Here is a 14,058-nt window from a genome sequence, read left to right as displayed (position 1 = left end):
TCCCTAGACGGACGGATGAACCATGCCCGATTTTTACGACTTTTATGCCGCAGAATCTACCTTATTCGGACTCATGATCACGGTTCGTGATGCGTCAACTACAAGACAGTCTCGTATCCCCTGCCCCGAACAGGAACAAAACGGGCGTCAGTTGCAGCGTTCCAGAAGTTGCACCGCGCGCCAGCGGGCCACCAGCTTGTCGTACGCCGCGGAGGCCTCCTCCGCCTCGCCCCGGGCCAGACCGGCCAGACCGGTCGCGACCAACTCGGTCGAGTCGTCCTCGGTGAGCGTCTCGTCCGGCAGCAGCCGCACCAGGCCGCCGTAGTCCAGCTCCACCACCGAGCGCGGGTGGAACTCCTCCAGCCAGCGGGCGGCCTCCTCGACCGCCTCGGTGATCGGCGCCTCGCCGACCGACTTGCGCAGCACCGACAGTGCCCGGGAGGAGCGTCGACGCGCCTTCGAGATCTCGGTGCGGTAGCGCAGCGCCCGCCGCTCCGGGTCGGTGACCAGGTGCCGCTCCCCGGCCTCGAAGAGCACGAACCAGCGCAGCGGCACCCCCCAGGTGGCGACCTGCTCGTGCACCCGCGGCACCCCGTGCTCCAGCACCCGCGCCCCGCTGCGCCAGTCCTCCACGACGGCCTTCGCCTGCCCGGCCAGGACCGGCGGCACGAACGCGTCGGCCAGCACCGGGGGCACGCCGTCGCGGGCGCTCAGCGCCGCCTCGGCGACCCGGATCCGCAGGTTCCACGGGCAGACCAGCAGCGTGTCGTCGGCCTCCAGGACGTACGCCTCGTCGGGCAGGTCGGGCAGCCGGGTCCACCCCGCGCCCAGCGCCTCGATCACCGAGGTCCGTTGCCGGCCCGGCCCCTCCAGCGGGGCGATCGCCCGGCCCTCGCTGACGTACCGGCGCCAGTACGACTGCCGGTCCCGGTCGAAGGCGGTCAGCGGCTCGTACACGCGCAGGTATGAAGCGAAGAGCGACGGCACGGCGCGATCCTCCCACGAGACGGGACCGTCCGTCGCCGCCGTCACACCGGCGGCGTGACGGGGGCGACAGTACGGTTCCGGCCGATATTAGGCTCAACGACACCGGCAGCATCCCGCCGGCGTGCCACCGAGGGTTCCGCGCCCCACAAGGGCGCACACCGACACAGGAGTCAGCCATGGGCGTATTCGCCAGCACCGACGACCCGGGATCCACGGGTCACGAACAGGTCGTGTTCTGCCAGGACAAGCAGTCCGGCCTGAAGGCGATCATCGGGATCTACTCCACCGCGCTGGGCCCCGCGCTCGGCGGCACCCGGTTCTACCCGTACGCCAGCGAGGCCGACGCCCTCGCCGACGTGCTCGACCTCTCCCGCGGCATGGCATACAAGAACGCCCTGGCCAACCTCGACCTCGGTGGCGGCAAGGCGGTCATCTGGGGCGACCCCGAGCAGCTCAAGAGCGAGGCCCTGCTGCGCGCGTACGGCCGCTTCGTGGAGTCGCTCAACGGCCGCTACTACACGGCCTGCGACGTCGGCACCTACGTCGCCGACATGGACGTGATCGCCCGCGAGACCCGCTACGTGACCGGCCGCAGCGTGGAGCACGGCGGCGCCGGCGACTCGTCGATCCTCACCGCCTGGGGCGTGTTCCAGGGCATGCGGGCCGCCGCCGAGCACGTGTGGGGCAGCCCGACGCTGTCCGGCCGGCGGGTCGGCGTGGCCGGCCTGGGCAAGGTCGGCAAGTACCTGACCACGCATCTGGTCGAGGATGGGGCCGAGGTGGTGGCGACCGACGTCAACCCGCGCGCCCAGGAGTGGGTGCGCGCCACCCACCCGCAGGTCACCCTGGTCGACGACACCGCGGCGCTCGTCGCGTCCGACATCGACGTGTACGCCCCGTGCGCGCTGGGCGGCGCGCTGAACGACGACACCGTGCCGGTGCTGCGGGCCAAGGTGGTCACCGGTGCGGCGAACAACCAGCTCGCCCACGCGGGCATCGAGAAGGTCCTCGCCGACCGGGGCATCCTCTACACCCCGGACTACGTGGTGAACGCCGGCGGCGTGATCCAGGTGGCCGACGAGATCGAGGGCTTCAACTTCGACCGGGCCAAGCTGCGCGCGACTCGGATCTTCGACACCACCCGGGAGATCCTGCGGCTCGCCGACGACGAGGGCGTCCCGCCGGCGGTCGCGGCGGACCGGCTCGCCGAGCGACGGATGGCCGAGGTCGGCCGGCTGCGCGCCATCCACCTGCGCTGACGGCTCCCGGGGGCGGGCCGCCGGCTCCGCCCCCGGGCCGCGCGACTCTCGCTGGGGCGTTAAGCTGGACATCGGTTGCTTCGTGCCGGTTTGCCGGCTGTCACGGCCGGTCTCGGTCAACACCCCTTACCGGGTACACTGGGTGACAGCCGGAACACTGCGACGCGCAAGGCCGGTCGACGGTGACCCGAGGTGCCGAACGGCGGCATCCCCATGTACCGTAAGAGCCACGAGAGATGCCTGACGTCATCGGGGCCCGCCTTCGGGCTGCCCCGCATTCTGTGCGAGGGGGTCGAGCCATGGGGCGCGGCCGTGCTAAGGCCAAGCAGACGAAGGTGGCCCGGGAGTTGAAGTACCACTCCCCGAACACCGACCTAACCGCCTTGCAGCGTGAACTGGCGGGTAGTGGAAAGTCTGAGCACAACTTCGACGACGACAAGAACTTTGTCGACGACGATGACGAGGACCACGCGGACGACGACCCGGACCCCTGGGCCCGTCCGACCCGCTGACCTCCGGTCACATCTGAGCACGCGGGAACACCCGCGTGCTCACGCATGTGCTCACCCCGGAGCCGGCGCACATCCGACGATCAGGGACCTGCCGCACCGGGTGCCTCCCCGGCCGCGCCGGCAGGTCCCTGATCCCGGGACCGTCGCCTCAGCGTGGCCGGTTGTTCCAGTTGTAGAACGTCGGGATGTTCTCGAAGTGGTTCCACGCGCACACCGCGTGGGCACCGTCGGAACCCGACACCTCCGCCCGTAGCAGGCGGGCCGCCTCGGCCTCGTGGAGCAGCGCGGACAGCCCCGCGGCGGCCTCCCGCACCCGGTCGGCGACCACGTCCCGGTCGGTGTCACTGGTGATCTCGGGCATGCTCCAACACTCCCTCCAATAGGCGGATCTTGCTGTTGCGACAGTGCTCGGTCTCCGTACCGTCGAACCGCCCCTGCTCGAAGTAGCGGTTCGCGGCATGCCCGCCGCCGCAGAAGCCGAAGTAGGCGCAGGACGCCCGGCACGCCTCCACGCCGGCGAGGAACTCACCCACCCAGGGCGTGCGCCCGGCGCCGACGAGGATCTCCCGCAGCGGGGTGGTGAGCACGTTCCCGCTGCCGAAGTCGCCGTAGTGAGGGTCGGTGAAGCCGGCCAGCTCGGGCGAGAGCACCACCACCGAGCCGTCGTGGCCGACCGTCGGGATCGGGTCGAGCCGGCGGGGCAGCAGGTCGTCGGCGGCGCCCGCCAGCACCGCGCCGGCGTACCGCAACGACCACTCCACCTCGCGGAGGTGGATCCGGGGATCCCGACGCCACGCCGCGACCAGTTCGGACCAGAACCCGGTCACCGCGGCCTCGTCCCGCGCGTTCGTCCGGGTGTTGACCCCCTCGGTCTCCTCGATGTTGACGCCCAGCACCTCGCAACCCAGGTCGAGGAAGTAGCCGTACAACTCGGCCGCCAATCCCGGCTCCGGCCGGGAGACGACCGCGAGGGCCGAGAAGGGCAGCCCGTGGCGGCGCAGCGCCGCCACCCCGGCCACGATCCGGTCGTACGCGGGACGGCCGCCCCGGGTGACCCGCTCGGCGTTGCGCGCCCGCGGGCCGTCCACGCTCACGCTGACCCGCACCCGGTGCTCCGCGAAGAACGCGCACCAGGCGTCGTCGATCAGCGTGGCGTTGGTCTGCACGTGGTGCTCGACCTCCGGCCCGAACGGGGCCAGCAGGGCGGCCAGGTGCTCCCGGCCGGCCGCCAGCGGCTCACCACCGTGCCAGACCACCGAGCACCGGCCCTGGGCCGCCCAGGGGTTCACCGACGCCGCGACCGCCTCGGCCACCGCCACCGGCATCCGCCGATCCGCCGCGCGCAGCGGCAGGTAGCAGTAGGCGCAGTCGAGGTTGCACAGCGTGGTCGGCTGCATCACCACGTAGGAGGGAACGGAGGCGATGCCTCGCATTCCCCCGGGCGCGCGCGCAGCCATCGACCCTCCCCCGCCTGAAAAAACCGAACCTTCAGGCTAGGCGGAGGCGACCACTCGGGTGAACCCCCGATCAGGTGCCCGGATGATCAACGCAGGGTGATCATCAGCCCCGGGTGTGCTGCCCGACCATCTGCACGTTGCCGGAACCCTCGATGATCTCGCCGGCCTGCCAGGCGTCGACGCCCCGGCCGGTCAGCGTGGCCAGCGCGCGGTCGGCGTCCTCCGCGGAGACGATGGCGAACATGCCGACGCCCATGTTGAACGTCGCCTCCATCTCCGGGTCCTCGATCCGGCCCTTGGACTGGATCAGGTCGAAGATCGGCTGCGGCTTCCAGGTGGACCGGTTGACCACCGCGTCGACGTTCTCGGGCAGGACCCGGACCAGGTTGCCCGGGATGCCGCCGCCGGTCACGTGGGCCAGCGCCCGGACCTCGGCCTCGGCGATCAGCTTGAGACAGTCCTGCGCGTAGATCTTGGTCGGGGTGAGCAGCTCCTCGCCCAGCGTGCGCTGGCGACCGAAGTCCTCGATCACGACGTCCAGCCGCATCCGGCCGGCGCCCAGCAGCACGTGCCGGACCAGGGAGTAGCCGTTGGAGTGCAGACCGGAGGAGCGCATCGCGATCACCACGTCGCCCACCTCCACCCGCTCCGGGCGGAGGATGTCGCTCTCCTCCACCACGCCGACGCCGGTCGCGGAGATGTCGTACTCGTCCGGGCGCAGCACGCCGGGGTGCTCGGCGGTCTCGCCGCCCAGCAGCGCGCAACCGGCATAGCGGCAGCCGTCGGCGATGCCCGCGCCGATCTCGGCGACCTTGTCCGGCACGACCTCGCCGGTGGCGATGTAGTCGAGCAGGAACAGCGGCTCGGCACCGCAGGCGACCAGATCGTCGACGACCATGGCGACCAGGTCGATGCCGACCGTGTCGTGGATGTCGAGCTGCTGGGCGATCACCAGCTTGGTGCCCACGCCGTCGGTGGAGGAGGCCAGGATCGGGCTCTTGTACTTCTTGGTGTCCAGCCGGAACAGGCCGGCGAAGCCGCCCAGGTCACCCATGACCTCCGGGCGCCGGGTCTCCCTGACCTTGGACTTGAGCAGCTCGACCGCGCGGTCGCCCGCCTCGATCGACACCCCGGCGTCGGCGTACGAGACCGAGCGTTTGCGCTGCGTCCGGCCGGACCCCGCCGACCAGGGCTGGCGGTCGCCGCCGGCGCCCGTCGGGCTGGATCCTGCGCCGCTGCGCTCGGACACGTGCGTCACGGTTCTCCCCTTTGTGGTCCCGCGGGGCCGGAGCGGCCGGACCCGCGTCGGTGGTGCTACGGGTGGTGGGTCGGTGTGGCGACGAGCGGGCTGGTGGGCTCGGCCGCCTCGGCGACGACCCGGCGACCCACGCCCTCGAGCACGTGCTTGCCGATCAGGTTCCCGGCCGGCAGTTCGATCGGGTACTCCCCATCGAAACACGCCCGGCAGAGCCGGGTCTTCGGCTGCTCGGTCGCCGCGATGAGACCGGGCAGGGATACGTAGCCCAGCGTGTCGGCGCCGATCGACCGCCGGATGCCTTCGTTGTCCAGCCCGTTGGCCAGCAGTTCGGCCCGGGTGGCGAAGTCGATGCCGTAGAAACAGGGCCAGCTGACCGGCGGCGAGGAGATCCGGACGTGGACCTCCAGCGCGCCCGCCTCCCGCAGCAGCCGGACGATGGCCCGCTGGGTGGTGCCCCGGACGATCGAGTCGTCCACCACCACCAGCCGCTTGCCGCGGACGTTCTGCCGCAGCGGGTTCAGCTTGAGCCGCACCCCGAGCGCGCGCAGCGTCTGCGAGGGCTGGATGAACGTGCGCCCGACGTACGGGTTCTTCATCAGGCCCTGGCCGTAGGTGATGCCGGACTCCTCGGCGTAGCCGATGGCCGCCGGTGTGCCCGACTCCGGCACCGGGATCACCAGGTCGGCCTCGACCGGGTGCTCCTTGGCGAGCTGGCGACCGATCTGCACCCGCGCGGCGTGCACGTTCCGGCCGGCGATCGTGGCGTCCGGCCGGGCGATGTAGACGTACTCGAAGAGGCAGCCCTTGGGCTCGGGGGCGGCGAACCGGCTGGACCGCAACCCACCCTCGTCGATCGCGATCAGCTCGCCCGGCTCGACCTCGCGGACCACGCTCGCGCCGACGATGTCCAGCGCGGCGGTCTCGCTCGCCACCACCCAGCCGCGCTCCAGCCGGCCGAGGACCAGCGGCCGCACGCCGTGCGGGTCGCGCGCCGCGTAGAGCGTCGACTCGTCCATGAAGACGAAGCTGAACGCGCCGCGCAGCTGCGGCAGCACCTCCAGCGCGGCGGCCTCGACCGAGAGGTCGGGCCGGCTCGCCAGCAGCATGGTGACGAGCGACGTGTCGTTGCTCGACCCGTCGGAGTCCATGCCCCGGGCGGACACCTCGCGCTGGAGGTCGGCGGTGTTGACCAGGTTGCCGTTGTGGGCCAGCGCGATCGTCGTACCGGCGCTGGTGGCCCGGATCGTCGGCTGGGCGTTCTCCCAGGTCGAGCCCCCGGTGGTGGAGTAGCGCGCGTGCCCGATCGCGACGTGCCCGCGCAGGCTGGCCAGTGTCGGCTCGTCGAACACCTGGGCGACCAGGCCGAGATCCTTGTAGACCACCACCCCGGAGCCGTCGCTGACCGCGATGCCCGCGGCCTCCTGGCCGCGGTGCTGCAGGGCGTAGAGCCCGAAGTAGGTCAGATTGGCGACTTCTTCCCCGGGCGCCCAGACACCGAAGACGCCGCACGCGTCCTGGGGGCCGGGTCGTTGGGGGTCAAGGTCGTGGCTCAGCCGGCCATCGCCTCGGGGCACCTGCCGCTCCCTCGTGCTGGGGGGTCTGGACTGGCCTGGCGGAGTCGGGGGGCAGCTCCGCACCGTGGGCCGGGACCGTCGTCGGGGACCAGTGTACGCGAACAGGCGTCGCCACCGACAGTCACGACATGTCCGCCGAGGGTGATGCTCCGGCCGGCTAAATCGGGAGGTACGCGGAGAGGTCGGCCCGGTTCCCGGAGACCCGTACGCGACCCTCGGTGACCGCCTCCATCCACCCGAGACGCCCGGTGGCAACCGCCAGCCAGGTGGCCGGATCCATCTCCACCACGTTCGGCGGGGTGCCGCGGGTGTGTCGCGGGCCCGGCACGCACTGCACCGCGCCGTATGGTGGGACGCGCACCTCCACCGATCGGCCGGGGGCGCGCTCCGTGAGGGCGGCCAAGAGCGTCCGGACCGCCTCCCGAAGCACCGGCCGTTCGGGCGTACGCCCCTCGTCGAGCGCGGTGAGCGCGGCGAGCACCGAGTCGGAATAAGCGTGCGGAGAGGACACGACGGGACGATACGACCCGGCAGAAGGCCGCCCGACGCCGGCCCTGGGTAGAGATGATCCGGTCAGACAAGGCATAGTTGCCGACGGCGTAATTCGTACCGTGAGTGATCAACCCGGCCGGACCGGCCGGCGGGGAGATCAGACCCGGAAGGCGGTGGACGTGTCAACACACCGACGTGCCTGGAAGCATCGGGCCGGTGTGGTCGTGGCGCTGGTGTTCGGCGCGCTGCTCACCGTCCCCGCCACACCCGCCCTCGCGGCCAGCATCGTCACCGCAACCAACTCCGTGACGATCGATGCGGGCAAGAGCAGCACCGTCGTGGCCAAGGTCCGCCTGGGCAACGGTGAGACGTCTGCCGACATCGACGTGACCGACCTGCCCGACGGCGTCAACTGCGGCGGCTGCGGTCCGGTGGACTTCGGCGGGGCGCAGGAGAAGGACGTCACGCTGACGCTCTCGGCCGCCGGTGACGCGCCGTCCGGTAACGCGCTCGCGAAGATCACGGTGAGCGGTGGGGGCGTACGCCCGCTCCGCGTCACCGTCAAGGCGGCTGCTCCGCCGCCGCCGCAGCAGCCGCAGACCGTCAAGACGGTCTCCGGCAAGGTGGTCAACTCCGACGGCGAGCCGATCTCCGGCGCGATCGTCATGCTGCGCGACAGCGCCGGCAAGGAGCGCCGCACGAACGCGAACGGTAGCGGCAACTTCAGCTTCAGCGGCTCCGCCGACAACCCCATCGCGCCGGGCCGGCTCGATCTCGGCGCCACCACCCAGGGCGCCGAGCCCGGCACCAAGTCGATCAACGCCAACGCCGGCCAGTCCGTCACCGGGCTGCGGATCAGCGTGGCGGTCAAGGCGTCGGAGAGCCCGAGCGCGACCCCGTCGGCCAGCGAGTCCGCCCCGCCGTCCGAGGAAGTGACCGAGGACGAGGCGACCGACGCGGCCACCTCCGACGCGCCGGCCGCCCAGCAGCCGGCTGCTGCCGGCGAGGACTCCGGCGGCTTCGGCTCCTGGCTGCTCATCCTGCTCGGCGGCCTCTTCGTCGCCGTGGGCGTGGGCACCATCGTGCTGCTCTACATGCGCCGCAAGAACGAGGACGGCGACGCCGACGGCGACGGCCCGGGTGGGCCGGTCGGTCCGGGTGGCCCGGGCGGGGCCGCCGCGGCCGGCGCGATCCCCGCGGCGCGCGGCGCCTACCGGGGCGCGGACGACCAGACCCGGGTGGTCAACGGCATGGGTGCCGGACCGGCGCCGACCATGGTCGGCGGCGCCGCGCTCAGCGAGGCACCGACCATGCTCCAACGCCCGGTCGTGGACGACGTCCCGCCGGACCCGTACGGCGCGCCGCCCGGCACCGGGTACGGCGTCGGGGCGGGCCAGGCCGGTTACGGCTACGGCGAGGACGCGCCCGGTCAGGGCGGCTACGGCGGCAACAACGGCTACGGCAACGCGCCCTCCTCGGGCGGCGGCTACGGCAACGGCCCGTCCTCCGGCGCCGGCTACGGCAGCCCCGACTACCCGGCCGGGGCGGCGGGAGCGGCCGGTTATCCGCCGGCCCAGGGCGGTGGCTACGGCAACGAGCGCTTCGACGAGCCCACCGGCCGCTACACCGGTGACAGCACCCAGTACGCGCCCGCGGCCGACCCGTACCCGACCAGCACCTACCAGCCCGAGCAGGGCCAGGGCTACGACCAGGCCGCCCCGGGGCAGTACGGCCGTGGCGCGGAGCAGGGCGACGGTTACGGTGCCGGCGGTGGCTACGGCACCGCGCCGGCCGGCTACGGCACCGCGCCGGCCGGCTACGACAACGCCCCCGCCGGCTACGACGGCGGCCGGCAGTCCGGCGGCTACGGCGACGCGCCGACCGGCGGCTACGACGCCAACCCGGCCGGCGGCTACGACGCCGCCCGAGGCGCCGGTTACGGCGACGCCCCGGCCGGCGGTTACGGCGACGCCCCGGCCGGCGGTTACGGCGATGCCCCGGGCTACGGCGGCACCCGGCCCGGCGGCGGGTACGACAACGCCCCGGCGGGGGGCTACGACAACGCCGCTGCCGGCTACGACAGCGCCCGGCAGTCCGGCGGCTACGGCGACGCGCCGACCGGCGGCTACGACGCCAACCCGACCGGCGGCTACGACGCCAACCCGGCCGGCGGCTACGACGGGCGGCAGCAGGGCGGATACGACGGGTCCTACGGCAACGCGCCCGCCGGCGGCTACGACGGTGGCCAGCAGGGCGGATACGACCAGCGCGGCGGCTACGGCCAGTCACCGCAGGGTGGCTACGGCCAGGGCGGCTACGGCGAGCAGGGCGGATACGGCCAGGAGCCGCCGCAGCAGCGCAGTGGCGGCTACGACAACCAGGGCGGATACCACAACGACGATCCGGCCCAGGCCGGTCGCGCCCGCCCGGACGGCCAGCCCGACCGGGGCGGACGGCGTCTGGACTGGTTGGACGACTGACCCACTCCTGCACCGCGATGGCCGCCCGCGATCCGCGGGCGGCCATCGTCGTCAGGTAACTGGTTTCGCGGAAGAAGGCCGCCTGACCAGGACCATGAGAATCATCGTGCGTGCGTCATCCCTGGTTGACGTGCCGCCGTCCCAGGAGTCGTAGGCGCGCCGCGCATACCGCGACGCCCCGCTGCCATCGATCTTGGAGTTGTGGCGCGGGCGAATGTCGGTCTCGTGCTGTTATCGGAGGCGCCACAAGTCCACGATCGACGCTGAGGGGGACGGGCGGGCGCTCAGGCGGCGGTGAAGTAGCCCTGGCGGAGCACCGGCACCACGCCGGAGACACCGACCTCGGTGGCGATCGCGACGTCCTCGGCGAAGCCGCCCTCGGCCAGTTCCCGGCCGGACACACAGCCCCGGACCGCCGCCGGCACGTCCGGTGTGCTGGCGAGCGCGGCCAGCGCCATGGCCGCCTCCACCGAGAGACCGCCGGGCACCCCGGCCAGCGCGTCCAGCACGCATGCCGCCCCGAGCTGGTCCTCCACGCAGGGGCGCAGCGACCCGTCGGGCCAGCGCTCCCCGGCGGCCACCACGCCCACCGGGGCGTCGTTCGTGCCGTACCCCTGGTTGCGGAGCCAGCGCCCGACGGCGCGCGCGTTGCGCAGGCAGGCGGCGACCACCGGCATCCCGGTGGCGCTCGCCGCAGCGCTGATCGCCGAGCCGTTGGGAGACGGCAGCACCAGGTCGGCGAGCACCGGCGCGGTCCGCAGCGCCGCCGGGGAGAGCGACCACGGGTGCTCCGGGGTGGTCTGCCGGCGGCCCACGGCGGCGACGGCGCCCATCCGGCGGGCGTATTCGGCGGCCTGTTCGTCCCACGGGAACGGGTGCACCCGGGAACCCCGGCTGACCGCGACCTCCACGGCGGTGGTGAACGACAGCACGTCCACCACCACCAGGGCGGCGCAGACCCGGCCGAGTTCCGCCGCCCCGGTCAGCCCCCAGTCGAACCGGACACCCGCTCCGGGCTGCGCGAAGACCGCCAAGGTCAGGGCCTCAGCGCTGGTCCGACGCCGGGCGCTGGTCGGGCTCACCGGAAGCCGGGTGGGCGCCGGTCGAGCCGGTCGTCGCATCGGTCGTCCCGCTCGGGCTGTCGGTGGGTGTCGCCGCCTCGGCCGGAGTGCCCGGGGCCTCGGCCGGGGCCTCGGCCGGGGTGCCCGCAGCCGGGGCCGGGGCGCCCGGGGCCGCCTCGGCCCGCGCCGAGGTGTGCCGGCCCGGCGTGCCTGCCGGCGCGGACCCGGAGGGCGTCGCCTCGGGCGCGACGGGAGCCGGACCGGCGGACTCGGCCTCGGGGTCGGTCTCGGCCCGGCCCCGAGCCACGTCCGTGGTCTCGGCCCCGGGCGCTGCCGGCGCCGGCTCGGCGGACGTGTCGTCGGTCGCCGGGACGGACCGGGCCGGAGCGGTAGCGGCGTCCGGTCGGGTCCGGTCGCCCGGAGCCTCGGCCTCCGCGGCCCGGCCGGTCCTGGCGATCGGCTCCGCGTCGACCTGTGCCGGCTCCACGCCGACCGGCTGCTCCGCGGTGGCCGGAAGCACCGTGGTGGTGCCGGTGCGGGTCGCCGCCACCTCGACCTGCGGCGCCTCGGCCGGGCCGAAGAGACGCGGCAGGGTCGCGCCGTGCGCCTCACGAAGCTCGTCCAGGCCGATCCGGAACTGGCCGCGCACCTCCAGCGCGCCGCCGGCCGGGTCGGTGACGCCGATGAACTCCCACGGCACGCCGTGCTCGCCGCAGAGGGCGGTGAACGCCTTCTCGTGCCCGCGCGGCACCGACACCAGCACCCGGCCGGCGGATTCGCTGAACAGGAAGACGAACGGCATCGAGCCCTCGGCGAAGTGCTCCGGCAGCGCGATCTGCACGCCGACGCCACGACGCAGGCTGGACTCGATCAGGCTCTGCGCCAGGCCACCGTCGGAGAGGTCGTGCGCCGAGCTGACGTGCCCGACCCGGGCCGCCTCGGCCAGCAGCTCGCCCAGCTGCCGCTCGCGGGCCAGGTCGACCTGCGGCGGGATGCCGCCGAGGTGCTCGTGGGTCACCCAGGCCCACTCGGAGCCGGAAAGCTCGACGTGCGTCTCGCCCAGCAGGAAGAGCTGGTCGTGGTCGCCGCCCGGCCGCGGCTCGAAGCCCATCGGCACCCGCTGGGCGACGTCGTCGAGCACGCCCAGCACGCCGACCACCGGGGTCGGGTGGATGGCCGCGGCACCGGTCTGGTTGTAGAAGCTGACGTTCCCGCCGGTGACCGGAATGCCCAGCTCCAGGCAGCCGTCGGCCAGGCCGCGCACGGCCTCGGCGAACTGCCACATCACGCCCGGGTCCTCCGGCGAGCCGAAGTTGAGGCAGTTGGTCACCGCGATCGGCTTCGCGCCGGTCACGGCCACGTTCCGGTACGCCTCGGCGAGCGCCAGCTTCGTCCCCTGGTAGGGGTCGAGGCGGGCGTACCGGCCGTTGCCGTCGACGGAGAGGGCGACGCCGAGGCCGCTCCGCTCGTCGATCCGGATCACGCCGGAGTCCTCCGGCTGGGCGAGCACGGTGTTGCCCAGCACGTACCTGTCGTACTGCTCGGTCACCCAGGTCTTGTCGGCCAGGTTCGGCGACGCGATCATCCGGAGCACGGTCTCCCGGAGCGTCTCCGGGGTGCTCGGCCGGGGCAGCGTCTCGGCCCGGTCGGCCTGGAGCAGGATCAGGTCGGCCGGCTCCCGCATCGGGCGGGCGTAGACCGGACCGTCGTCGACCAGCGAGCCCGGCGGCACGTCGACCACGAGCTGGTCGCGCCAGGTGATGACCAGCCGGCCCGGCCGGCCGTCCGGCGCCGGCGCGGTGACCTCACCGATGGCGGTCGCCCACACGCCCCACTTCTCGGCGGTCTTGAGCACCGCCTCCAGCTTCTCCGGTGTGACGACCAGCAGCATCCGCTCCTGGGACTCGCTGGCGAGGATCTCGTGCGGCTCCATCGAGGGCTCGCGCAGCGGCACCCGCTCCAGCCAGACCCGCATCCCGGTGCCGGCGGAGGCGGCGGTCTCGGTCAGCGCGCAGGTGAGCCCGGCGCCGCCGAGGTCCTGGATGCCGACGACCAGCTCGGCGTCGTACAGCTCCAGGCACGCCTCGATGAGCAGCTTCTCCATGAACGGGTCGCCCACCTGCACGGACGGGCGACGCTGCTCGCTGCCCTCGTCGAAGGTGGCGCTGGCCAGCACCGACACGCCGCCGATGCCGTCGCGACCGGTCCGGGCGCCCATCAGCACCACGACGTTGCCGGGGCCGGCGGCGTCCTTCTTCTGCAGCCGGTCGACCGGCAGCACGCCGAGGCAGAGCGCGTTGACCAGCGGGTTGCCCTGGTAGCAGGGGTCGAAGACGACCTCGCCGCCGATGTTCGGCAGGCCCAGGCAGTTGCCGTAGCCGCCGACGCCGGCAACCACGCCGGGCAGCACGCGCGCGGTGTCCGGGTGGTCGGCCGCGCCGAAGCGCAGCGGGTCCATCACGGCCACCGGGCGGGCGCCCATGGCGAGGATGTCGCGGACGATGCCGCCGACACCGGTCGCCGCGCCCTGGTACGGCTCGACGAAGCTGGGGTGGTTGTGCGACTCGACCTTGAAGGTCACCGCCAGCTCGTCGGAGACCCGGACCACGCCGGCGTTCTCCCCGATGCCGGCGAGCAGCCGGTCGCTCGGCGGAGCCTTCTCACCGAACTGGCGCAGGTGCACCTTGCTCGACTTGTAGGAGCAGTGCTCGCTCCACATGATCGAATACATGGCCAGCTCGGCCTGGGTGGGCCGGCGGCCGAGGATGTGCCGGATCCGGTCGTACTCGTCGTCGCGGAGCCCCAGCTCGGCGTACGGCTGAAGCTCTTCCGGCGTGCCACCGGCGCGCTGCACGGTGTCCACGCCCGGCGCCCAGTCGTCTGTCGGGCCGGTCTGCGGCCCCACGCCCTGCGCCTGGCGCAGGCTCTGCTCCGGATGGGTGGTCATGACGTCTCCTTGCTGCGCTCGCCGCCGGCGC

Annotated in this window: 10 protein-coding genes and 1 pseudogene; 3 read left to right on the top strand and 8 right to left on the bottom strand. The window is 73.1% G+C overall.

Annotation, left to right across the window (positions count from 1 at the left end; translation table 11 throughout):
• Positions 1–147: 147 nt before the first annotated feature.
• The gene (locus GA0070213_RS12715) at positions 148–987 is read right to left on the bottom strand and encodes a DUF8083 family protein (RefSeq protein ID WP_091062444.1); all 840 of its coding nucleotides are present in this window, start codon (positions 985–987) and stop codon (positions 148–150) included.
• A 176-nt stretch (positions 988–1,163) separates the two neighbouring features.
• Here GA0070213_RS12715 and GA0070213_RS12710 point away from each other — a divergent pair, with 176 nt between their 5' ends.
• Both GA0070213_RS12710 and GA0070213_RS12705 read left to right on the top strand, forming a co-directional pair.
• Positions 1,164–2,246, top strand: a complete 1,083-nt coding sequence (locus GA0070213_RS12710; protein WP_091062225.1) for a Glu/Leu/Phe/Val family dehydrogenase — start codon at positions 1,164–1,166, stop codon at positions 2,244–2,246.
• A 299-nt stretch (positions 2,247–2,545) separates the two neighbouring features.
• Positions 2,546–2,758: a DUF3073 domain-containing protein gene (locus GA0070213_RS12705; protein WP_091062223.1), complete on the top strand. Its 213-nt coding sequence runs from the start codon at positions 2,546–2,548 to the stop codon at positions 2,756–2,758.
• Positions 2,759–2,906: 148 nt separating this feature from the next.
• On the opposite strand, the gene amcA is transcribed toward GA0070213_RS12705, so the two are convergent.
• The 5 genes from amcA to GA0070213_RS12680 all read right to left on the bottom strand — a co-directional run bounded on the left by amcA (position 2,907) and on the right by GA0070213_RS12680 (position 7,528).
• A complete protein-coding gene (amcA, locus tag GA0070213_RS12700) occupies positions 2,907–3,119 on the bottom strand; it encodes a multiple cyclophane-containing RiPP AmcA (protein WP_091062220.1) in 213 nt (70 codons plus the stop codon).
• Positions 3,100–4,191 carry a cyclophane-forming radical SAM peptide maturase AmcB gene (amcB, locus tag GA0070213_RS12695; RefSeq protein ID WP_175441328.1) on the bottom strand — a complete coding sequence of 364 codons (1,092 nt, stop codon included), beginning with the start codon at positions 4,189–4,191 and terminating at the stop codon, positions 3,100–3,102. Before amcB ends, amcA begins: the two co-directional genes overlap by 20 nt.
• Before the next feature lie 127 nt (positions 4,192–4,318).
• Complete coding sequence (gene purM / locus GA0070213_RS12690; protein WP_091062216.1) at positions 4,319–5,473, bottom strand: phosphoribosylformylglycinamidine cyclo-ligase; 1,155 nt, start codon at positions 5,471–5,473, stop codon at positions 4,319–4,321.
• Between the two features lie 56 nt (positions 5,474–5,529).
• A complete protein-coding gene (purF, locus tag GA0070213_RS12685) occupies positions 5,530–7,047 on the bottom strand; it encodes an amidophosphoribosyltransferase (protein ID WP_091062214.1) in 1,518 nt (505 codons plus the stop codon).
• 157 nt (positions 7,048–7,204) lie between these two features.
• Positions 7,205–7,528: a sterol carrier family protein gene (locus GA0070213_RS12680; RefSeq protein ID WP_091062213.1), complete on the bottom strand. Its 324-nt coding sequence runs from the start codon at positions 7,526–7,528 to the stop codon at positions 7,205–7,207.
• Between the two features lie 235 nt (positions 7,529–7,763).
• Here GA0070213_RS12680 and GA0070213_RS12675 point away from each other — a divergent pair, with 235 nt between their 5' ends.
• Positions 7,764–10,019, top strand: a complete 2,256-nt coding sequence (locus GA0070213_RS12675) for a carboxypeptidase-like regulatory domain-containing protein (RefSeq protein WP_425412817.1) — start codon at positions 7,764–7,766, stop codon at positions 10,017–10,019.
• A 284-nt stretch (positions 10,020–10,303) separates the two neighbouring features.
• Here GA0070213_RS12675 and GA0070213_RS12670 read toward each other — a convergent pair whose 3' ends face one another.
• A complete protein-coding gene (locus GA0070213_RS12670) occupies positions 10,304–11,053 on the bottom strand; it encodes a 2-phosphosulfolactate phosphatase (RefSeq protein ID WP_091062440.1) in 750 nt (249 codons plus the stop codon).
• A 592-nt stretch (positions 11,054–11,645) separates the two neighbouring features.
• Positions 11,646–14,027, bottom strand: a pseudogene (gene purL, locus GA0070213_RS12665) (phosphoribosylformylglycinamidine synthase subunit PurL); the annotation flags it as partial.
• Between the last annotated feature and the right edge of the window lie 31 nt (positions 14,028–14,058).

Origin of the sequence: Micromonospora humi (assembly GCF_900090105.1) — a bacterium.
GTDB classification, from domain to species: Bacteria; Actinomycetota; Actinomycetes; order Mycobacteriales; family Micromonosporaceae; genus Micromonospora; species Micromonospora humi.
The sequence above is the reverse complement of the archived record's forward strand: the minus strand, read 5'-3'. Positions and strand labels throughout refer to the sequence as shown.